The sequence below is a fragment of the Streptomyces sp. MUM 203J genome (assembly GCF_022414595.1).
Taxonomy (GTDB): domain Bacteria; phylum Actinomycetota; class Actinomycetes; order Streptomycetales; family Streptomycetaceae; genus Streptomyces.
Window position 1 is genome coordinate 1 of record NZ_JADWYO010000075.1, and the last position, 21,623, is coordinate 21,623.

Annotated in this window: 14 protein-coding genes; 3 read left to right on the plus strand and 11 right to left on the minus strand. The window is 75.0% G+C overall.

Annotated elements, in window-relative coordinates; genetic code table 11:
• Positions 1-1,197, minus strand: a 1,197-nt coding sequence (locus tag I3F58_RS26165; protein ID WP_240111166.1) for a PAS domain-containing protein, incomplete at its 3' end; no start/stop codon positions are given.
• 329 nt (positions 1,198-1,526) lie between these two features.
• Complete coding sequence (pdxH, locus tag I3F58_RS26170; protein WP_240111183.1) at positions 1,527-2,159, minus strand: pyridoxamine 5'-phosphate oxidase; 633 nt, start codon at positions 2,157-2,159, stop codon at positions 1,527-1,529.
• A 252-nt stretch (positions 2,160-2,411) separates the two neighbouring features.
• Between pdxH and I3F58_RS26175 the strand changes: the two genes are divergently transcribed.
• A complete protein-coding gene (locus I3F58_RS26175) occupies positions 2,412-3,512 on the plus strand; it encodes a citrate synthase 2 (RefSeq protein WP_240111167.1) in 1,101 nt (366 codons plus the stop codon).
• A 28-nt stretch (positions 3,513-3,540) separates the two neighbouring features.
• Here the strand turns inward: I3F58_RS26175 and I3F58_RS26180 are convergent, their stop codons facing one another.
• The 9 genes from I3F58_RS26180 to I3F58_RS26220 all read right to left on the minus strand — a co-directional run bounded on the left by I3F58_RS26180 (position 3,541) and on the right by I3F58_RS26220 (position 16,457).
• A complete protein-coding gene (locus tag I3F58_RS26180) occupies positions 3,541-4,137 on the minus strand; it encodes a TetR/AcrR family transcriptional regulator (RefSeq protein ID WP_240111168.1) in 597 nt (198 codons plus the stop codon).
• On the minus strand, positions 4,125-4,853 hold the full coding sequence (locus I3F58_RS26185) for an enoyl-CoA hydratase family protein (RefSeq protein WP_240111169.1): 729 nt from the start codon (positions 4,851-4,853) through the stop codon (positions 4,125-4,127). Before I3F58_RS26185 ends, I3F58_RS26180 begins: the two co-directional genes overlap by 13 nt.
• Before the next feature lie 24 nt (positions 4,854-4,877).
• Entirely contained in the window at positions 4,878-6,011 is a 1,134-nt protein-coding gene (locus I3F58_RS26190; protein WP_240111170.1) for an acyl-CoA dehydrogenase family protein, read from the minus strand.
• Entirely contained in the window at positions 6,008-7,909 is a 1,902-nt protein-coding gene (locus I3F58_RS26195) for a biotin carboxylase N-terminal domain-containing protein (RefSeq protein ID WP_240111184.1), read from the minus strand. Before I3F58_RS26195 ends, I3F58_RS26190 begins: the two co-directional genes overlap by 4 nt.
• A gap of 8 nt (positions 7,910-7,917) precedes the next feature.
• On the minus strand, positions 7,918-9,516 hold the full coding sequence (locus I3F58_RS26200; RefSeq protein ID WP_240111171.1) for a carboxyl transferase domain-containing protein: 1,599 nt from the start codon (positions 9,514-9,516) through the stop codon (positions 7,918-7,920).
• Positions 9,513-11,198, minus strand: a complete 1,686-nt coding sequence (locus tag I3F58_RS26205; RefSeq protein ID WP_240111172.1) for an acyclic terpene utilization AtuA family protein — start codon at positions 11,196-11,198, stop codon at positions 9,513-9,515. Before I3F58_RS26205 ends, I3F58_RS26200 begins: the two co-directional genes overlap by 4 nt.
• A complete protein-coding gene (locus I3F58_RS26210; protein WP_240111185.1) occupies positions 11,195-12,007 on the minus strand; it encodes a TIGR03084 family metal-binding protein in 813 nt (270 codons plus the stop codon). Before I3F58_RS26210 ends, I3F58_RS26205 begins: the two co-directional genes overlap by 4 nt.
• A gap of 539 nt (positions 12,008-12,546) precedes the next feature.
• Positions 12,547-13,482, minus strand: coding sequence for a DMT family transporter (locus tag I3F58_RS26215; RefSeq protein ID WP_240111173.1), 936 nt, complete (start codon positions 13,480-13,482; stop codon positions 12,547-12,549).
• Between the two features lie 155 nt (positions 13,483-13,637).
• Positions 13,638-16,457, minus strand: coding sequence for an FAD-binding and (Fe-S)-binding domain-containing protein (locus I3F58_RS26220; protein WP_240111174.1), 2,820 nt, complete (start codon positions 16,455-16,457; stop codon positions 13,638-13,640).
• A 359-nt stretch (positions 16,458-16,816) separates the two neighbouring features.
• On the opposite strand from I3F58_RS26220, the gene I3F58_RS26225 reads away from it, so the two are divergent.
• The gene (locus I3F58_RS26225) at positions 16,817-19,213 is read left to right on the plus strand and encodes a protein kinase (RefSeq protein WP_240111175.1); all 2,397 of its coding nucleotides are present in this window, start codon (positions 16,817-16,819) and stop codon (positions 19,211-19,213) included.
• 44 nt (positions 19,214-19,257) lie between these two features.
• On the plus strand, positions 19,258-21,420 hold the full coding sequence (locus tag I3F58_RS26230) for a serine/threonine-protein kinase (RefSeq protein ID WP_308355067.1): 2,163 nt from the start codon (positions 19,258-19,260) through the stop codon (positions 21,418-21,420).
• Positions 21,421-21,623 lie beyond the last annotated feature (203 nt).

Consider the following 21,623-nt stretch of genomic DNA (forward strand, 5'->3'; position numbering starts at 1 on the left):
GCCCGGCCCCGCTTCCCGCCTCGGCCCCGGCGACCAGGCGCTCGCGCGGACCGAGCCCGCCCGCTCCAGGGCCCGGAGAGCGGGATGGCCCGGGGCGTACGGGACCGGGAGGCCCGTGCCCGGCGTCGCCCGGGCCAGGGGGTCCAGCGCGCCCGCCGGGGTGGCCGCCGCCCGGAGCAGGGGACCCTCGGAACCCTCCGAGAGGTCCAGCAGGGCCGCGTCCGCGAAACCGGCCAGGGCGAAGTCCAGATGGACCGTCGCCGCCTCCATCGGGTCCTCGCACTCCGCCGCCGCACCGCCCGCCCGGTGCAGCTGGCCCGAGCGGAAGCGCAGCCGGTCCGCCTCCTGCTCGGCGAGCCGCGCGCGCGTCACGTCCTGGAAGAGCCACGCCACGCCCAGCGGCGCGGGCTCCTGCGACATCGGGGACGTCAGCCGCACGAAGCCGCTGCGCCAGCAGCGCCGGACCTCGCCGTCCGCGGTGCGCACCGTCACCCACAGATCGGCCGGGGGCTGCGGCTCGGCACCCTCGGCAAGGGCGTGTTCCAGCGCCGCCTCCAGCTGCTCGACGCCCTGTGCGACCACATCGCCCAGCGGGAGGCCCAGCAGCGCCGTACGGGTGCGGCCCAGCGCCCGCGCCCCGTGTGCGTTCACGACGGCCGGGCGCAGATCCGCGTCCACCACCAGCACGCCCCACGGCACGTCCGAGAACAGCGCCTCGCTCAGCGCGACCGACCGCTCGAAGTCCAGCTGCGCGTGCACCTCGCCGAAGGCCCAGAACACCCCGGCCGGGCGGCCGTCCGCGCCCCGCACACCCGCCGACTGGACCCGTACGAGCACCCGGCCGCCGTCCCTGTGCAGCAGCGCGCATTCGTGGACGCGGCGCTCGGGAGCACTCGCCATGGCCACCGCCAGCCGGTTCCGCACCTCCCCGGCGTCCGCCGCGCGCACCGCCCAGCCGGCCAGGCCCCGCCGCCCCACGGCCTCCCCGGCCGGCCAGCCGAGGATCCGCTCGGCCTCGCGGTTCCAGTGGGTGACGGTGCCCTCCGCGTCGAACGCGACCAGCCCCGCGTCCATCCCGTCGAGCAGCGAGGCGAGCAGGTCGGCGCCCGCCCGGCCGGTATCCCCGCCGGGAGCCTCCGCCTCCTCGCCCGTACCCGCGTCTGTGCCCGTGCCCGTACGGCCTCCGGACGCGCTCATCCCGGCACCCCCTGCAGGACGTGTCCTCGCGTGCAATCGCACGTGCCCGGCCATTCAACCCTCCCAGTGACCCAGGACACACCTGGTTCGGGAAAATCGGTTGTGGCGGGCGGCGGCGGGTTCCTAGTGTGGCGGCACACGAGAAAGGAGGTGATCCGGAAGTGGTTTCTTTTCGGATGCGTGAGGTGACTGCGGGCTGAGGCCTGCCGTCACATGACGGCAGGCCTCCTGCCGTACACCCAAGCAGTCACCGGCCCGCGGGCTTGTCGGCACATCCGGCCGACCTCCCTTGTCGACAGGGAGAGCCGAGCCCGCGGGCTTTCTCGTGCCTAGGGGGCCAGGCGCTCCACGCGCCAGCCGCCCGTCTCCTCCTCGCGGACGTACCTCAGCCTGTCGTGCAGGCGGTTCTCGTGGCCCTGCCAGAACTCCACCGCGTCCGGCACGACCAGACAGCCGCCCCAGTGCGGCGGCACCGGCACCTGTTCGCCCTCCGGGTGGCGCGCGGCCAGCTCCTCGTACCTCCGCAGCAGTTCGGCGCGCGAGCCGATCACCGCCGACTGGTCGCTGGCCCAGGAGCCGAGCTGCGAGCCGTGCGGGCGGGTCCGGAAGTACGCGGCGGTCTCGTCGCGTCCCACGCGGGTGACCCGGCCGGTGACGACCACCTGGCGGGCGATCGGGTGCCAGGGGAACAGCAGCGACGCGTACGGGTTGGCGTCCAGTTCGCGGCCCTTGCGGGACGCGTAGTTCGTGTAGAAGACGAACCCGCGCGCGTCGTAGTGCTTGAGGAGGACCGTACGGGAGGAGGGGCGGCCCTCCGGGGTCGCCGTCGACACGATCACGGCGTTCGGCTCGTGGATCTCGGCGCTGGCCGCCGCTTCCTTGAACCAGTGGACGAACTGGGTCATCGGGTCCGCGGCGAGGTCGCGCTCGGACAGCTCGGCCGTGTGGTACTGCTCGCGCATGGGCGCCGGGTCGAGTTCCGGCGCGATGCCGAGTTCGGTGTCGGGTTCCGGGGCGGCCGGATCGGGAGCGTCGGTCACAGCGCCCATCCTGCCGCAGCGGGTGAGTGTGCCCGGCGACCGAGGGGGGTAATCCTCCCCGCCCGGATCGGCGCAGTGTGCCTGACGTCACGCTTCCCCGCATCGGTGGAACCCGACAGACTCTTCCGCTGGGTCACTGTTCCCTCCGTACACACCACCATCGAGGAGCCGCTGATGTCCGACTTCGTACCCGGGCTCGAAGGAGTCGTCGCGTTCGAGACGGAGATCGCCGAACCGGACAAGGAGGGCGGCGCCCTCCGGTACCGGGGCGTCGACATCGAGGACCTGGTGGGCCAGGTGTCCTTCGGGAACGTCTGGGGACTGCTCGTGGACGGGGCGTTCGACCCCGGTCTGCCGCCCGCCGAGCCCTTCCCGATCCCGGTGCACTCCGGTGACATCCGGGTCGACGTTCAGTCCGCGCTGGCCATGCTGGCGCCCGTGTGGGGCCTGAAACCGCTGCTGGACATCGACGCCGAGCGGGCGCGGGACGATCTGGCCCGGGCGGCCGTCATGGCACTGTCCTACGTGGCGCAGAGCGCGCGGGGACAGGGACTGCCGATGGTGCCGCAGCGGGAGATCGACAAGGCGCAGTCGGTGGTCGAGCGGTTCATGATCCGCTGGCGCGGCGAGCCGGACCCGAGGCACGTCAAGGCGGTCGACGCCTACTGGACGTCGGCGGCGGAGCACGGCATGAACGCGTCCACGTTCACCGCGCGGGTCATCGCGTCGACCGGCGCGGACGTCGCGGCGGCGCTGTCGGGTGCGGTGGGCGCCATGTCCGGTCCGCTGCACGGGGGCGCCCCGTCGCGGGTCCTCGGCATGATCGAGGAGATCGAGCGTACGGGTGACGCCCAGGCGTACGTGCGGAACGCCCTCGACCGGGGCGAGCGGCTCATGGGCTTCGGGCACCGGGTGTACCGCGCGGAGGACCCGCGCGCGCGGGTGCTGCGGCGGACCGCGAAGGAACTGGGCGCGCCGCGGTTCGAGGTGGCGGAGGCGCTGGAGAGGGCGGCGCTCGAGGAGCTGCACGCGCGGCGGCCCGACCGGGTGCTGGCGACGAACGTGGAGTTCTGGGCGGCGATCGTGCTGGACTTCGCGGAGGTGCCGGCGCACATGTTCACGTCCATGTTCACCTGCGCGCGCACGGCCGGGTGGTCGGCGCACATCCTGGAGCAGAAGCGGACGGGGCGGCTGGTGCGGCCGTCGGCGCGGTACGTGGGACCGGGGGCGCGGAGCCCTCGTGAGATCGCGGGGTACGGCGAGATCGTGGGCTGAGCCCCACGATCTCGCTGCGGGCGCGGCGTCAGCCCAGCGCCGCGTCCAGCAGCCTCGCCCACTGGGCGACCACCCGCCGCCGCCTCGCCGTGTCGTCCGTCAGCAGGGTCGCCAGGCCCAGGCCGCGGGCCATGTCGAGGAGGCCCTGGACGGTTTCGCGGACTCCGGGGCGTGACTCGTCCGCGCCGAGCAGCTCGACGGCCATGCGGTGGGCCTCCCGGCCCACCCGGGCCTCCAGTTCGGTGACGCGCGGGCGGAGCTGCTCCTCGGAGGAGGCGGCGACCCAGAGGTGGAGGGCCGCGCGGAACAGGGGGCCCGTGTAGAGGCCGACCAGGGCGGAGACCACCTCCTCGCGGCTCCGCCCGGTGAGCCCGCGCAGGGCCTGGGAGCGCTCCTCGGCGACGTACTCGACCGCCGCCGTGAACAGGTCCTCCCGCGTCGGGAAGTGGTGCTGTGCCGCCCCCCGCGAGACGCCCGCGTGTTCCGCGACCACCGAGACCGTGGAGCCCGCCCAGCCGCGTTCGGCCAGACAGGCCACCGCCGACTCCAGGAGCCGCCGCCGGGTCGCGCGGCTGCGGTCCTGCTTCGGTGTGCGGGCGGAGAACGCCTCGGTCAGATCGCCCATACGGGATCCCGTCTCTCCAGGAAGGCCGTCATTCCCTCACGCGCCTCCGCCGAGGCGAAGAGCGCAGCCGAGCGCCCCACGAATTCCTCCGCGTCGCGCTCGAAGGTTTCCAGCACCCTAGCCGCCACCAGCCGTTTCGACGCGGCCAGCCCCTGGGGGGAGGCCCGGCGGAGGGACCGCAGGACGGGGCTCAGGGCCTCGTCCGCCTCTGGTGCGGCCACCGTGGCCAGGCCCATCCGCACCGCCTCCGCCGCGCCGAACCGTTCCCCGGTGAGGTAGTAGCGGCCCGCCGCCCGGGGCTCGACACGCGGCAGCACCGTCAGGGAGATCACCGCCGGGGCCAGCCCGAGGCGTACCTCCGTGAACGCGAAGTCCGAGGCCTCCGACACGGCGACGATGTCGCAGGCCCCCAGCAGCCCCAGGCCCCCGGCCCGTACGTGCCCGTCCACCCGGGCCAGCACCGGCTTCGGCAGTTCCACGATCCGGCGGAGCAGCGCCACCAGCGCGTACGGGTCCGGCGGCGCCTTCAGGTCGGCGCCCGCGCTGAAGGTGTTCCCGGTGTGGGTCAGCACCACCGCCCTGACCCCGGGGTCCGCCCCGCAGGCCGCCAGGGTGTCGGCGAGCCGGGCGACCAGGCCCGCCGACAGGGCGTTGCGGGTCTCCGGGGCGTCGAGGGTGAGGGTGGTGATGCCCGACTCGTGGCTGGTCTTCAGCACGGCCGCCTCCGATCCACGGTGAGTTCAGTACGACTTGGGAAGGCCCAGCGTCTGGTGGGAGACGTAGTTGAGGATCATTTCGCGGCTCACCGGCGCGATCCGGGCCACCCGGGACGCCGCGATCAGCCGGGCCAGGCCGAACTCGCGGGTCAGGCCGTTGCCGCCGAGCGTGTGCACCGCCTGGTCGACCGCCTTCACGCAGGCCTCGCCCGCCGCGTACTTCGCCATGTTGGCCGCCTCGCCCGCGCCGAGGTCGTCGCCCCCGTCGTACAGCGCCGCCGCCTTGCGCATCATGAGCGCGGCCAGTTCGATGTCGATGTGGGCCTGGGCGAGCGGGTGCGCGATCGCCTGGTGGGCGCCGATCGGAGCCTGCCAGACCTGGCGCTCCTTCGCGTACGTCACAGCCCGGTCCAACGCGTACCGGCCCATGCCCAGCGCGAACGCGGCCGTCATGATCCGCTCGGGGTTCAGCCCCGCGAACAGCTGGAGCAGGCCCGCGTCCTCGTCCCCGACCAGCGCGTCCGCCGGGAGCCGCACCTCGTCGAGGGTCAGCTCGAACTGCTTCTCCCGGGCGTCGAGTTCCATGGGGATGTGCGCACGGTGGAAGCCCGGGGTCTCGCGGGGGACGACGAACAGGCAGGGCTTCAGCCTGCCGGTCCTGGCGTCCTCGGTGCGGCCCACGACGAGCGTCGCGTCCGCGATGTCGACACCCGAGACGAACACCTTGCGGCCGTTGAGGACCCAGCCGTCGGGGGTGCGGCGGGCGGTGGTGGTGATGCGGTGGGAGTTGGAGCCCGCGTCGGGCTCGGTGATGCCGAACGCCATCGTGCGGGAGCCGTCGGCCAGCCCGGGCAGCCAGCGCTGCTTCTGCTCGTCGGTGCCGAACCGGGCGATGACCGTGCCGCAGATGGCGGGCGACACGATCATCATCAGGAGGGGGCAGCCTGCCGCGCCCAGCTCCTCCAGCACCAGGGACAGTTCGGTGACGCCCGCGCCTCCGCCGCCGTACTCGGCGGGGATGTTCACGCCCAGGTAGCCGAGCCTGCCCGCCTCCGCCCACAGGCCGTCGTGGTCGGCGCTGCCGGCGTGCTTCCGGCCGAAGACGGCCACTGCGGTGCGGAGGGCGGTCTGTTCCTCGGTCTCGGTGATGACGCTCATGCCTTTTCCTCCTGTACGGGACGTACGACGGCGAGCAGGGCGCCTTGCTCGACCTGGTGGCCGGGCCTGGCGTGGAGCGTGGTGAGGGTGCCGGAGGCGGGAGCGGTGACGCGGTGCTCCATCTTCATGGCCTCCAGCCAGACGAGCGGCTGGCCCGCTTCGACCGCGGCCCCTTCGGCCAGCCCCTCCGCGATCCGGACGACCGTGCCGGGCATGGGCGCGAGGAGGGAGCCGGGGGCCGTGCGGGGAGCCGGGTCGGGGAAGCGGGGCCGGGGGGTGAGGCGGTACGCGGCGGCGGGGGTGTCGACGTGGACCGCGGGATCCTCGCCGTACACGGCGATCCGGTACGGGCGTACGACACCGTCCACGTCGAGCCGGACCTCGCCGGGGCGGGCCGACACGACCCGCACGCCGGGGTGGCCGGGGAGCGTGTGGCCGTCGCGGGTGCGGTGGTAGCGGACCTCGTGGGTGGCCGTCCGCCCCTCGTACGTCTTCGTCTGCGGCGGGGACGGGAGGTTGCGCCAGGCTCCCAGGGGGTGGGCTCCGGCGGCCTCGGACAGGGCGGCGGCGATCGCGGCGTGCGCCTCGCCGGGATCGTCCGGGGCGTCGGCCGTCAGTCCGGTCAGGTGGCGGTCGTAGAACGTCGTGTCGGCACCGCCCGGCTTGGTGAACTCCGGGTGGCGCAGGGAGCGGACCAGCAGGTCGCGGTTGGTGGAGGGGCCGTGGACGCGTGCCTGCCGGAGGGCCCGGGCCAGCTTGCGGAGGGCTTCGGCGCGGGTCGGCGCGTGGGCGACGGCCTTGGCGAGGAGGGCGTCGTAGTGGACCGACACGGTGTCCCCGGCCCCGTAGCCGGTGTCGAGCCGTACGCCGTCGACGTCCAGGGTGTGCAGGGTGCCCGTCTGCGGGGCGTACCCACGGGCCGGGTCCTCGGCGTAGAGGCGGGCCTCGACGGCGTGACCGCTCGGCCGCGGCGGCTCGGGCGGGAGGGCGGCGCCTTCCGCGACGCGGAGCTGGAGGGCGACCAGATCGATGCCGAACACGGCCTCGGTGACCGGGTGCTCGACCTGGAGGCGGGTGTTCATCTCCAGGAAGTGGGCCTCGTCCCCGTCGACGAGGAACTCGACGGTGCCCGCGCCGGTGTAGCCGATGGCGCGGGCGGCACGCACGGCCGTGGCCTGGAGCCGGGCGGTCAGCTCGGGCGTCAGGGCGGGGGCCGGGGCCTCCTCGACGACCTTCTGGTGGCGGCGCTGAAGGGAGCAGTCACGGGTGCCGAGCGTCCAGACGGTGCCGTGGGCGTCCGCGAGGACCTGCACCTCGATGTGCCGGCCGCGCTCCACGTACGGCTCCGCGAACACCTCACCGTCCCCGAACGCGGACAGCGCCTCGGCCCTCGCCGCCTCCAGCTGCGCGGCCAGCTCGGCCGGTTCCCGCACGATCCGCATGCCTCGCCCGCCGCCGCCCGCCGCCGCCTTCACCAGCACCGGCAGGTCGGCGGCCGTGAGCGCGGCCGGGTCCAGGGGCGGCGCACCCATGAGCCGCTTGGCCCGGGTCTTGGACGCCATGGCCTCGATGGCGGCCGGCGGCGGCCCGACCCAGGTGAGCCCCGCGCCCTCCACCTCCCTCGCGAACGCGGCGCTCTCGGACAGGAACCCGTACCCGGGGTGCACCGCGTCCGCCCCCGCCGCCAGCGCGGCCTTCACGATCAGGTCGCCCCGCAGATACGTGTCGCCGGGCGCGGCGCCGGGGAGACGTACGGCCGCGTCGGCCAGCCGTACGTGCAGGGCCCCGGCGTCCGGGTCGGAGTGGACGGCGACGGTGGCGATGCCGAGTTCCCGGCAGGTGCGGAAGACGCGGCAGGCGATCTCGCCGCGGTTGGCGACAAGGAGGGTCTCCACGATGGTCTGCCTCACATCCTGAACACGCCGAAGCCGCCTCGCGCGCCTTCGACCGGGGCGGTGTGGATCGCGGACAGGCACAGTCCGAGGACGGTGCGGGTGTCGCGGGGGTCGATGACCCCGTCGTCGTAGAGCCGTCCGGAGAGGAACATCGGCAGCGACTCGGACTCGATCTGCTGCTCGACCAGTGCCCGCAGCGCCGCGTCGCCCTCCTCGTCGTACGGGCGGCCCTTCGCGGCGGCGGACTGGCGGGCGACGATGGACAGGACGCCGGCGAGCTGCTGAGGGCCCATGACGGCGGACTTGGCGCTGGGCCAGGCGAAGAGGAAGCGCGGGTCGTACGCCCGGCCGCACATGCCGTAGTGCCCGGCGCCGTAACTCGCTCCCACCAGAACGGATATGTGCGGGACGCGGCTGTTGGAGACGGCGTTGATCATCATGGCGCCGTGCTTGATGATGCCGCCCTGCTCGTACTCGGCGCCGACCATGTAGCCGGTGGTGTTGTGGAGGAACAGGAGGGGGATGTCGCGCTGGTTGGCGAGCTGGATGAACTGGGCGGCCTTCTGGGACTCCTCGCTGAACAGCACACCCCGGGCGTTGGCGAGGACGCCGAGGGGGTGGCCGTGGAGGCGGGCCCAGCCGGTGACCAGGCTCTGCCCGTACAGGGGCTTGAACTCGTCGAAGTCGGAGCCGTCGACGATCCGGGCGATGACCTCGCGCGGGTCGAAGGGGGTGCGGAGGTCTCCGGGGACGATGCCGAGGAGGTCGTCGGGGTCGTGCTGCGGCTCCTCGTACGGGCCGGGGGCCGGGTGGGCCTTGCGGTGGTTGAGGCGGGCGACGATGCGGCGGGCCTGGTGGAGGGCGTCGGGCTCGTCGAGGGCGTAGTGGTCCGCGAGACCGGAGGAGCGGGCGTGCATGTCGGCGCCGCCGAGGGACTCGTCGTCGCTCTCTTCGCCGGTGGCCATCTTCACGAGGGGCGGGCCGCCGAGGAAGACCTTGGACCGCTCCTTGATGACGACGGTGTGGTCGGACATGCCGGGGATGTAGGCACCTCCGGCGGTGGAGTTGCCGAAGACGACGGCGACGGTGGGGATTCCGGCGGCGGACAGGCGCGTGAGATCGCGGAAGAGGGCGCCGCCGGGGATGAAGATCTCCTTCTGCGAAGGGAGGTCGGCGCCTCCGGACTCGACGAGGGAGATGACGGGGAGCCGGTTGGCGAAGGCGATCTCGTTCGCGCGCAGGGCCTTCTTGAGGGTCCAGGGGTTGGAGGCGCCGCCACGGACGGTGGGGTCGTTGGCGGTGATGACGCACTCCACGCCTTCGACGGTGCCGATGCCGGTGACGAGGGAGGCGCCGGTGGTGTAGTCGCTGCCCCAGGCGGCGAGGGGGGAAAGCTCCAGGAAGGGCGTGTCGGGGTCGAGGAGCAGTTCGACACGTTCACGGGCGAGGAGCTTGCCGCGGGCGCGATGCCGGTCGACGTACTTGGGACCGCCGCCCTGGAGGGCTTCGGCGTGCTCCGTGTGCAGCTCGTCGAGTCTGGCGAGCATGGCGGAGCGGTTGCCCCTGTAGTCGGTGCCGGTGGTGTCCAGGGCGGTGGCGAGGACGGTCACAGGAGGTCCTCCGGTATGTCGAGGTGGCGGGAGCGGAGCCATTCGCCGAGCGCCTTGGCCTGCGGGTCGAACCGGGCCTGGGCGGCGGCGCCGTCGCCGAGCAGGCCGGTGACGGTGAAGTTGAGGGCGCGGAGGCGGGGGAGGGTGTGGCGGGTGACCGGGAGGCCGCGGGTCTCCGGCAGCAGGTCGCGGAAGCGGTCGGCGGTCAGGGTGTGGGCCAGCCAGCGCCAGGCGTCCTCGCTCTCCGCCCACACGCCCACGTTGGCGTCCCCGCCCTTGTCTCCGCTGCGTGCCCCGGCGACCCGGCCGAGGGGAGCGCGGCGGGTGGGGCGCCCCGGCGGGGGCGGCGGGGGCAGGTCCGGTTCGGGGACGGGTGCGAGGTCTGCCGTGTGGGCGGGGTGCGGGACGGTGAGTCGGCGCCCGTCGGGGAGGACCGCGGTGTGGGTGACGGCGGCGGGGTCGACGTACCGGGCCTCGAACACGCCGTAGGGGCTGGGCTTTCCGGGCGGGGCGGTGAGGTGGAAGCCGGGGTAGGAGGCGAGGGCGAGTTCCACGGCGGCGGCGGTGAGGGGCCGCCCGACGGTGGCGGGGTCCGGGTCGCGGACGGCGAGCCGGAGGAGGGCGCTGGCGGTCTCCTCGGTGGGGGCGTCGGCGTGGTCGGTGCGGGCGAGGGTCCAGCGGACGTCTGCGGGGCGGGGCTTGAGGGCGTCCTCCAGCTGATCGCGTACGAGTCGGGCCTTGTCCTCGACGTCGAGCCCGGTCAGGACGAAGACGACCTCGTTCCGCCAGCCGCCGAGCCGGTTGATCCCGGCCTTGAGGGTGGGCGGCGGTGCCTCTCCGCGTACGCCGCTGATCCGCACCCGGTCGGGGCCGTCCCGGTGGAGCCGCACGGTGTCGAGGCGGGCGGTGACGTCGGGCCCGGCGTAGCGGGCGCCGCCGGTCTCGTACAGGAGTTGGGCGGTGACGGTGGAGATGTCGACGGCGCCGCCGGTGCCGGGGTGCTTGGTGATGACGGAGGTGCCGTCGGGGTGGATCTCCGCGAGCGGGAAGCCGGGGTGCCGCAGGTCGTACCGGGCGAAGTGCGGATGGTTGCCGCCGGTGGCCTGGGCGCCGCACTCCAGGACGTGCCCGGCGACGACGGCCCCGGCGAGCCGGTCGTGGTCCTCGGGACGCCAGCCGAAGTGTGCCGCCGCGGTGCCGCTGACCAGGGCGGCGTCGGTGACCCGGCCGGTGACGACGACGTCGGCGCCCGCTTCCAGGCAGGCGGCGATCCCGCCGCCGCCGAGGTAGGCGTGGGCGGCGAGCGCGCCCTCGGGGAGGGGCAGCCGGTCGCCCTCGACGTGGGCGACGCGGACGGGGAGGCCGAGGCGGCCGGCCGACTCCCGCAGCGCGTCGGCCAGTCCGGCCGGGTTGACGCCGCCGGCGTTGGTGACGATCCGGACGCCGCGGTCGTGGGCGAGGCCGAGGCAGTCCTCCATCTGGCGGAGGAAGGTGCGGGCGTAGCCGAGGGAGGGGTCCTTGAGCCGGTCGCGGCCGAGGATCAGCATGGTGAGTTCGGCCAGGTAGTCCCCGGTGAGGACGTCGAGAGGGCCACCGGTGAGCATCTCGCGCACGGCGTCGAAGCGGTCGCCGTAGAAGCCGGAGGCGTTGCCGATACGCAGGGGTGCCGCCGCCGGGGTCACCGGGCGGCCCCCTTGGGCGGGCGCCCGGCCCCGGCGGGCCCGGCGAAGGCCTGGGCGATGCCGAGCCAGCGGTCGGCATCGGGCCCGGTGGCCCGGAGGCCGAGGTCCGCGCGGTGGGCGCGCCGGGTGACGAGCAGGCAGAAGTCGAGCGCGGCCCCGCTGACGCGCTGGTCGGCGTCCTCGGGCCCGAAGGCCCAGACCGTGTGCCCGTCGGGCGCGACCAGCTCGACGCGGAAGGGTTCCGGGGGCGGGGCCATCCCCCGTGCCGCGAAGGCGTAGTCGCGGGCCCGCACGCCGATCCGGGCGACGTGCCGGAGCCGGCCGGTCGGCTCCCGTACCGCCCCGAGCGCGTCGGCCACGTCCTGCCCGTGGGCCCAGGTCTCCATGAGCCGCGCGGTCGCCAGGGACGCCGGGCTCATGGGCGGGCCGTACCAGGGGATCCGGGTGCCGGGCGCGGTGTCCCGCAGGACGTCGAGCACCCGTGCCCGTCCGTCCCGCCACCGCGCCAGCAGCTCGCCTGGGGCGTGCGCGGCGACCCCGGCTTCGGCGCCCTCGTCCACGAAGGTCCCGGGTGCCGAGGCGGCCTCGGCCACATGGGCGGCGAAGTCCTCGGGACCGGTGGCCGCGCGTACGGCGATGTCGTCGGTCCAGGCGAGGTGCGCGATCTGATGGGCGACGGTCCAGCGCGGCGCGGGCGTGGCGCGGCTCCACTGCTCGGGCTCCAGCGGGGCCACGAGCCGGTCGAGCTGCTCCCCCTCGTCGCGCAGGTCGTCCAGCACGTCACGCAGGACGCGGACAGGGTCGGACACGGACACGGTGCGCTCCCTTGAGGCCGGGGACACGGCGGTGTGTGCGTGGGGAGCATGCCAGCGAGGGGAGAAACAATCAAGCATGCCTGCTTGATTTGCGCCACCCTCCTGCCACCGGATGCGGCCGTCCCTGACCTTCACGAGGTGCCCGCACATGACCCGAACCGTGATCGGCCTCGACGACGCCCTGCTCGCCGCCGCAGCGACAGCGTCGGCAACGACCACCACATGCCGCCGCGGTACGGGCGGTCGCCGCGCATCATCGCGCCTCGGCGGCCGTTGGTTCAGGCCGGGCAGGAGGGCTGTGGAGCGGGCCGGCAGGCGGCCGGCCAGGAGGGGCGGCCTGGCTCAGGCCGTATCCGCCCGCCGTCGCGCGGGCCTCGTCGGCACTCCCGGCGCGGATCCCGGCGCGGACCTCGGCGCGGCCGAGGCGGCCGGACGTGCCGCAGGACAGGGTCCGCACCCTCTCGACGGCCATGACGTCCAGACCGGGGGGCGTGGGGGCCGCGCGCCGGGGAACCGGCCGGCGCGCGGGAGCCTCAGGGTTCGCGGGTCGCCGCGCGGTAGCGCACGGCGCCCATGCTGGCCCCGATGACCAGCGCGATCGCCGCCGCGTCGAGCAGCGAGAGCGCCTGGTGCAGCACCAGGAACCCGGCCAGTGCGGCGACCGCCGGCTCCAGGGACATCAGGACCGCGAACGTCGGCGCCGGAAGGCGGCGCAGCGCGATCAGCTCCAGGGTGTAGGGGAGCACCGACGACAGCAGCGCCACCGCCAGACCGAGCGCCAGGGTCGAGGGCACCGCCAGCGCCCCGCCCGACTCCGCGAGTCCCAGCGGGAGGCTCAGCAGCGCGCCCACCGCCATCGCCAGGGCCAGCCCGTCGGCCTGCGGGAAGCGTCGGCCGGTACGGGCGCTGAAGACGATGTACGTGGCCCACATCGCTCCCGCCGCGAGTGCGAAGCCCGCGCCGACCGGGTCCAGCCGGTCGAAGCCGCCGCCGCTCAGCAGGACGACGCCACCGAGGGCCAGGGCCGCCCACACCGCGTTCACCAGGCGGCGGGACGCGAGGACCGAGAGCAGCAGCGGCCCCAGCACCTCCAGGGTGACCGCCGCGCCCATGGGGATGCGGACGATCGCCTGGTAGATGCAGATGTTCATCCCGGCCATGGCCGCGCCGAACGCCACCACCGTGCCCCAGTCCGCCCTGCTGTGGCCGCGCAGCCTCGGGCGGCAGACCAGCAGGAGCACCACCGCCGCGAGCGCCAGCCGCAGGGTCACCACACCCAGTGCGCCCGCACGCGGCATCAGCAGCACCGCGACGGCCGCGCCGAACTGCACGGACAGCGCGCCCGCCACGACCAGGGCCACCGGACCCGCGCCCTTCGCGGGGCCTCTGACGGGGCCCTTCGCCGGGCCCTCCGCGGGGAGGGCGACCGGCTCGGCGGCGGGTGCGGTGGTGCTGCGGGCGTCGTTCACCGGGTCCTCTCCTCACTGGGGCCGCGCGGACGGGGGTGCGCGACGGGGGCTGCGCGGCACGGGCCGCGCAGCGGAAGGGGTTGCTCCTCTTCCGGGGCGCCTCATCCTACGTAAGCAGTGAACGGTGTTTTCGGCCATGTCAGCCCGCTTCCGTCTCACCTGCTGGAAGCCCCTCCCTCCAGCTCCTCCGCCAGCACCTCCGCCAGATGCCGCGCCCGCCGGTCCGCGAGCTGCGCCAGTTGCGTACGGCACGAGAAGCCGTCCGCCAGCAGCTCGGCCTCCGGGGGTGCCGCCGAGACCGCCGGGAGCAGCCGGTCCGCCGCGCAGGCCGCCGACACCGCGTAGTGCCCGCGCTCGAAGCCGAAGTTCCCGGCCAGCCCGCAGCAGCCGCCGCTCAGCTCGCCCGTCAGTCCCGCCCGCTCCCGCAGCCGCCGCTCGGCCCCGTCCCCCAGCACCGCGTGCTGGTGGCAGTGGGTCTGGCCGGCCACCGGGCGGTCCAGGCGCGGCGGCCGCCACTCGGGGGCCAGCTCCTCCAACGCCTGGGCGAACGTGCGCACCGAACCCGCCAGGGCCCGCGCCCGCGGATCGTGCGGCAGCAGCTCCGGGAGGTCGGTCCGCAGCGTCGCCGCACAGCTCGGCTCCAGGACGACCAGCGGCTGCCCCAGCACGGGGTCCATGGCGTCCAGGGTGCGGCCCATGACCTTGCGCGCCGCGTCCAGGCGGCCGGCCGACACGTACGTCAGCCCGCAGCACACCCGGCGCCCCTGCGGCAGCTCCACCCGGACCCCCGCCGCCTCGAGGACGGCCACCGCCGCGCGCCCCACCCCGGGCGTGAAGTGGTTCGTGAACGTGTCGGGCCAGACGTACGCGTGCGGGACGCCCTCGCGGGGTGCGCGCCGGGCGGCCCACGTCCGGAACGTCTCCCGCGCCAGGCGCGGGATGTCCCGCTCCCGCGCGATGCCCGCCACCCGCTTCGCCGGGGCCGCCAGCGCCCGCACCCCGGCCGCCGCGTTCAGCAGCGGGGCGAGCGGCGCCGCGACGCGCAGCCAGCCGGGGAGGCCGCCCATCGTGTAGTGGGCGGCCGGCCGGACCCAGCCCGGGTAGTAGTGGTGCAGGAACTCCGCCTTGTACGTGGCCATGTCGACGCCCGCCGGGCAGTCGCTGCGGCAGCCCTTGCAGGCGAGGCACAGATCCAGCGCCTCCCGCACCTCCGGGGAGCGCCAGCCGTCCTCCACCACCTCCCCGGCCAGCATCTCGTGCAGCAGCCGGGCCCGGCCGCGCGTCGAGTGCTGCTCCTCGCCGGTCGCCCGGAACGACGGGCACATGACTCCCGGCCCCTGAGCCGGCCCCTCCGCCCGGCACTTGGCGACGCCCACGCAGCGCCGTACCGCCGTACGGAAGTCCCCGCCGTCCTCGGGGTACGTGAACGCCACCACCGGGCGCTCCGGCGGCAGAACCTCGAACCGCAGCTGCTCGTCCAGGCGGTGCGGGCGGGCCAGCACCCCCGGGTTGAGGCCGTGGCGCGGGTCCCACACGTCCTTGACCGCCCCGAAGACCCGGACCAGTTCCTCCCCGTACATCTTCGGGAGCAGTTCCGCCCGGGCCTGCCCGTCGCCGTGCTCGCCGGACAGGGAGCCGCCGTGGGCCACGACCAGGTCGGCCAGCTCCTCCGAGAAGCGCCGGAACGCCCGCACCCCGGCCGGGGTGACCAGGTCGAAGCCGATCCGGACGTGCACGCACCCGTCCCCGAAGTGCCCGTACGGCGTGCCCCGCAGCCCGTGCTCGGCCAGCAGGGCGCGGAAGTCCCGCAGGTACGGGCCCAGCCGGGCCGGGGGCACCGCGCAGTCCTCCCAGCCGGGCCACGCCTCCGCCCCGTCCGGCGTGCGGGTGGCGGTACCGGCGGCGTCCTCCCGCAGCCGCCAGAGCGCACGCTGCCCGGCGGGGTCCGTGACGACGGCACCGTCCGGCGCGCCCCCCGCCCGCAGCACCTCCGCCGCCCGCGCGGCGGCCTCCGCCTCCGTCGCGCCGCCCGTCTCCACGAACAGCCAGGCCCCGCCCCTCGGCAGCGGCTCGCGGGCCGCCGGGTCGCGGATCAGGTCCTCGGCCATGCCCTCCACGGTGAGCGGTCCGTGCGGCAGCAGCCCGGCGGCGGCCTCGGCGGCGGCGCTCTCGTCCGCGTACCCGAGCACGGCGAGCGCGCGGGCACGGGGCACGGCGACGAGCCGTACGGTCGCCTCGGTGAGGACACCGAGGGTGCCCTCGCTGCCGCAGAAGAAGCGGGCGAGGTCCTTGCCGTGCTCCGGGAGCAGCGCGTCGAGGGCGTAGCCGGAGATACGGCGGGGCAGGCCGGGCGGGTAGCCGGTGCGGATGAGGCCGAGGTGGCTCCGGACGAGGTCGTCGAGCCCGGCGGGCGCCTCGCCCCGTCCGTCGCGGCCGAGCCGGAGGGCCTCGCCCGTGTATGTGAGGACGCCGAGGCCGTGGACGTTGTCGGCGGTGGTCCCCCAGGCGACGGAGTGGGCGCCGCAGGCGTTGTTGCCGATCATGCCGCCGAGGGTGCAGCGGCTGTGGGTGGACGGGTCGGGGCCGAAGGTGAGCCCGTACGGGCGTGCCGCCTCGCGCAGCCGGTCCAGGACGAGCCCGGGCTGCACGGTGGCGGTGCGCGCCTCCGGGTCCAGGTCGAGCAGGCCCCGCATGTGGCGGGTGAAGTCCAGGACGACGCCGGTGCCGGTGGCCTGCCCGGCGATGGACGTCCCGGCACCCCGGGCCACCACGGGGACGCTGTGCTCCCGGCACACCGCCAGGGCGGCGGCCACGTCGTCCGCGTCGCGCGGGGCGACCACGCCGAGCGGGACGCGGCGGTAGTTGGACGCGTCCATGGTGGCCAGGGCACGGGCGGCGGCGCCGAAGTCGACGTCGCCGCGCAGCGCGTGCCGCAGGTCCCGCGCCAGGTCCTGTACTGCGTAGCGCTCAGCCATGCGCCCAGGATGCCGGTCCGGTGGCGCCGGCGGGTGGAATCACGGTGTGCCGCCCCCGCGTCTCCCCCCTGCGCGTCCCCGCCCGCCACGGGGTCCCGTGCTGCCGCTCCGGGCTCCTCCGCACGATGACGGCCCCGGCGCGGTGCGCGGCGGCCGGCCGTACCCGTCGGCGACGGCCGGCCGAGGCCGGTTGCTCCGGTCGCTTACCGCGAGGATGACCGGACCGGCATACTGCAGTGAACTCTTTTTGACAGCAGACCAGTTGAGAAGCAGTCACCGAACCGGAGAACCGCACGCGGAGCCATGAGCGCCTGCTCCCGCGGTGCGGCACCGGGACGGTCGGGGGGAGGGTTTCGCGCATGGCGGTACGGCAGTCGGGCGGCGGCGGGGAGCAGGGTCCGGAGGACCTGACCGTCGTGCTCCCGGCCACCATCGGCCCGTACGTGGTGATGCGGGAGCTCGGCGGCGGCGGGATGGGGGTGGTGTCCCTGTGCCGGATGACCTCGGGGAGGCTGGTGGCGGTCAAGCGGGTGCGCGAGGAGTACGCGGACGACCCCGCCTTCCGCAGCCGCTTCCGGCGCGAGGTGGCCGCGGCCCGCCGGGTCAGCGGGGTGTACACGGTGCCGGTGGTGGACGCCGACACCGAGGGGCCGCGCCCCTGGATCGCCACCTCGTACGTGCCGGCCCCCTCCCTCGACGAGGCCGTCCGGCTCTGCGGGAGCTTCCGGGAGCCGGCGCTGCGTGCGCTGGGCACCGGCCTCGCGGAGGCGCTGCAGGCCGTCCATGCGGCGGGCGTGGTGCACCGTGACGTCAAGCCGGGCAACGTACTGCTCTCCGCGGACGGCCCCCGAGTGATCGACTTCGGCATCGGCAAGGCCCTGGACACCGCCGGGACCCGGCTTACCCGCACCGGTACCGTGATCGGCTCCCCCGCCTTCATGGCACCCGAGCAGATCGCCTCCTCCCACGACGCGGGACCGGAGGCGGACGTCTTCGCGCTGGCCGGTGTCCTGGTCTACGCGGCCTGCGGCGAGGGCCCGTTCGGCCCGGGGGACGCAGGATCGCTGCAGCGGATCGTCACCGCCGAGCCCGATCTGCACGGCGCTCCGGAGGCCCTGCACCCGCTGCTCCTGCGCTGCCTGGACAAGACCCCGTCGCAACGGCCCAGCCTGGAGGAGATCCTGACCGGGCTGACGCCCGCCGACCCGCGTGACCTCCAGATCCCCGCACTGCGCGAGGAGTTGGCGAGGCGGGCGGAGGAGGCCGAGCTGCTCGCGGTGGTCCCGCCGCCGCCCGGGAGGCCCCCCGGCGGCACGGACCCGGGGAAACCCAGCCGTCGCGGACTCCTGATCGGCGGGCTCGCGGCACTCGGCACCGTGGCCGCGGGCTCGACGGCCGCGGCGTTCCTGGCGGGCGGTACCGAGGACCCTCCTCCCGGTGCCGGGGGCGGTGGAGAACCGCTGAGCCGCGCCGTCCCCACGGTCAGACTCACCGATCCGCCCGAGCCGCTGTGGTCGAAGGCGCCGCCGATCGCTGTCACCGCCCCCGGGCTGCACTGCTACGAGAGGACCCTGCTCCTCCACGACGGCGGTCACGGGGCCGTGGCCTTCGACACGGCGAAGGGCAAGGTCCGCTGGCATCACGGAGTGCTCCCGGCCGGAGGCGGATCCTCCTGGGAGCGGAGCCCCGTCGGCCTGGGGGGAAGCGTCCTCGGACCCGTCGAGGGCGGGATACTGGTCTCGGGCATGAGCAGGGACCTCGGCTCCCTCGGGGAGGGCTACTTGGCGGTCGTGGACCCGGCCACCGGCCGGGAGAAGTCCAGGGCGGCACGGGACAGGTCCGTCATGCTCAGCATGCTGCTCGCGGCACACGGGAACACCGCATACTGCCTGGCCGACACGTTCGACGGCGGCCTTGTACCGCCCTCACCCGGCGCGACTCCGGATTACCGCTACTCCCAGAACGCCGCCGCCGTCGACCTGTCCAGCGGCGGGATCCGCTGGCAGATGCCCGTCGTCGCCAACTCGCTCCACGGTGTCCGCTACGCCGCCGACCGTCACGGTTTCTACTACACCGAGAGCTCGGACAAGGGTCTGACCGTCCACGCCGTGGACGCGGCGCGCGGAAGGTCCAGGTGGTCCGTGAAGGTCCCTGCCGCCCCGGACAGCGCCCTGCCTCCGTACATGCAGTCCGCGGGAGGGCAGCTCGTCTCCTCGATCACCGCGGCCGGTGACCTGCTCCTCGCGGTGAACATCAGGGGCGGCCTGACCGCCTACGACGCGCGGGCCGGGACCCGGCGCTGGTCGGTGTCCATGGCCGTGGCTTCTGCCCCCGTGGTGGCAGGCGACCTGGTACTCACCCATGACACCACCCGGGTGCATGCTGTCGACCTGGCCACGGGGAAGGTGCGCTGGCGCGTCGACAGCCCGCTGAAGCTGTCCCCGGACCTGGGCTTCGGGCAGACCCTCGCCGCTTCCGAGGACGTCACCGCGGTCCTGCTGACCCCCTTGGACATCGACGCGGGCGGCGTCTTCGCCGCGAACGGCGAGGCAGGCGCCCTGGCACTGCGCACCTCCGACGGCGGACAGCTCTGGGCACTGCGGGAGAAGCCGGCGCCGACACCCTCCCCCGAGCCCTCCGGCATCGGCAGGGGGGCGCCCGCGGGCATGGAGCTGTGGGGCGTCGCGGTGCGGGCCGGCACGGTGTTCCTCGCCGGTGGAGGACGGGTCCGGGCCTACCGGGCGGCCGGCGGGTGACCGTACCGCCACCGCACACTCCTGATCCCCGCCTCCCACCTCGTGTGGGCCCGTACAGGGTTCTGCGGCTGCTCGGCTCCGGGGGCATGGGCCAGGTGTACCTGGCGGCGACCAGGGCCGGACGGCCGGTGGCGGTGAAGGTCGTGCGGGAGAGCCATGCCCAGGACCCGCGCTTCCGGGAGCGGTTCCGGGTCGAGACCGAGGCCGCACTGAAGGTCGGCGGCGCCTTCACCGCGCCGGTGCTGGCCGCCGACCCCGACGCGGACCGGCCCTGGCTGGCCACCGCCTATCTGCCCGCGCCCTCCCTGAGCGAGGCGGTGTACACGCACGGACCGATGCCGGAGGAGGCGGTACGTACGCTGGCCGCCGGTCTCGCGGAGGCACTGAGCGCCATCCACGCGGCGGGCCTCGTGCACCGCGACCTGAAGCCGTCCAACATCCTGCTCACCGAGGACGGCCCCCGGGTCATCGACTTCGGCATCGCCCGCGCGGTGGACGGCGAGAGGCTGACCGGGACCGACCAGGTCATCGGCACCGCGGGATACCTGCCACCCGAGCAGATCGCCGGACGGACCACCACGGCGGCCGGTGACGTCTTCTCGCTCGGCGCCACCCTGGTCTTCGCCGCCTCCGGCCGCGGCGCCTTCGGGGAGAGCGGGCTGCACATCCTCCTGTACCGCACCGCCTACGAGGAACCCGACCTGTCCGCCGCCCCCGAGGCTCTGCGCCCGGCGCTGGCCGCCTGCCTCGCGAAGGAACCGTGGAAACGCCCCCGGGTCCCGGAGCTGGCGGAGCTGTTCGGCGGCTCCCGGCCGCCCGGCGCCGGCTGGCTGCCGCGCTCCGTGGAGCAGGAACTGCGGCGCCGCGAGGAGGACGTACGAGCGACTCTGGCCCCGCACGGCCCGGCGGCGCACCGGAGCAGGCGGCGGGTGCTCGCGGCGGCGGGCGGCACTCTCGCGGCGGCCTCACTCGTCGGCGGCTGGCTCATCACCCGCACCGGGTCCGCCGACGCCCCGGCTCCGCCACGGCTGTTGTGGCGCCGACCGCTCCCGGAGGGCTTCACCGAGGTACGGCGAGCGCTCGACGGCCGGCTGCTCGTCACGGGCAGGGCGGGCGCCGGTGCGGCCCTGCTCGACCCGGACACCGGTAGGACGACGTGGCGGCGCCAGCCGTACGGCAACGCCACCACGGCGGGCCGCGACACCGTGTACGTCATCGAGATCGAGGACGGCCTGCACGCCCGCGATCTGCTGACCGGCGAGGAACGCTGGCGCTTCGCCCCGCCCGGCGACCCGCAGCCCGAGGGCACCGACCTCACCGCCTACCCCGGCGACGAGGGCTGGGTGTACGTCACCTCGGAGCTGAGCGGCGAGCTGTACGCCCTCGACTCCGCAGGGAAGACCCGCTGGCACCGCGCGTCCCCTCGCACGACCGTCCATCCACTCGGCCGCGTGCTCCTCTGCGTGTCCAGGGAGTCGGGCGGTACGGACAGCCGCCGCACGGTCCTCGCCGTCGACGCCCGCACCGGCGAGCGGCTCTGGAAGTACTCTCCCGCCGTCTTCGGCCTCGGCCCGAACCCCAGCACCGGCCTCGCTCTCGCCCTGCGGCACGACACGGCCGAGCTCGTCGCGCTGCGCGTGTCCGACGGCCGCCCGCTCTGGGCCACCGCCACCGGCCTGGCCCCCGGCGAGGAGATCCAGAACGTCTCCCTGGCCGCCACGGCCCGGCTCGGCCCCGACGGCCGCACCGCGTTCTTCCGGCAAAGCCTCGCCAACGGCTCCTTCGCCGCTCTGGACACCGCCGACGGCAGGACCCGCTGGCGCGAGAGCCCCAAGGCCCCGCAGCAACTCGTCCCCCTGGGGAAGTCCCTCTTCACCGCCCCCGAGCCCCCACCCGGCATCGGCGCCACCGCCGACCACGGCGCCCTCACCGCCTACGACCTCGCCACCGGGACCCGCCGTTGGCGAACCCCCGACCTGGGCAAGGGCCTCCACACGGTCCTGGGCACCTTCACGGGACTCGTACTCCTCGGTGTCAGCGGTGGCGCCGGACCGGGCCTCTACGGCCATGCGCTCGGCGACGGAAGGCGGATGTGGGAGCGCCCGTCCTCGGTGGACACGCCGTCGCAGCCCTGGAGTGCGGTGACCTCCGGGGACGGGCTCTGGGTGGCCGACGGCAGCGAGATCACGGGATTCGGGGCGAAGTGATCGCGGATGGACGGTACGGCCCGGCCCCTTCCCGCCGGGATGCCCTTCGAGGCGAGGGCCCATCCCCCGTCCGAGCGGGGCCGGGAGGCCGGCAGCGCACCCTCCGCCGCCGCCGGACCGGGCGCGACGACGGCGCGCCGGTGTCCCACCGCGATGTCTCATCCGGCGGACACGGGCACCGGCGGGTCCCCCGGAGCCGATAG

What these genes read in the sequence shown, in the direction of transcription:
- pdxH (WP_240111183.1), bottom strand. Translation starts at nt 2,159, where the DNA reads ATGCGCGAGCAGTACCACACGGCCGAGCTGTCCGAGCGCGACCTCGCC.
- I3F58_RS26175 (WP_240111167.1), top strand. Translation starts at nt 2,412, where the DNA reads ATGTCCGACTTCGTACCCGGGCTCGAAGGAGTCGTCGCGTTCGAGACG.
- I3F58_RS26180 (WP_240111168.1), bottom strand. Translation starts at nt 4,137, where the DNA reads ATGGGCGATCTGACCGAGGCGTTCTCCGCCCGCACACCGAAGCAGGAC.
- I3F58_RS26190 (WP_240111170.1), bottom strand. Translation starts at nt 6,011, where the DNA reads ATGAGCGTCATCACCGAGACCGAGGAACAGACCGCCCTCCGCACCGCA.
- I3F58_RS26220 (WP_240111174.1), bottom strand. Translation starts at nt 16,457, where the DNA reads ATGGCTGAGCGCTACGCAGTACAGGACCTGGCGCGGGACCTGCGGCAC.
- I3F58_RS26225 (WP_240111175.1), top strand. Translation starts at nt 16,817, where the DNA reads ATGGCGGTACGGCAGTCGGGCGGCGGCGGGGAGCAGGGTCCGGAGGAC.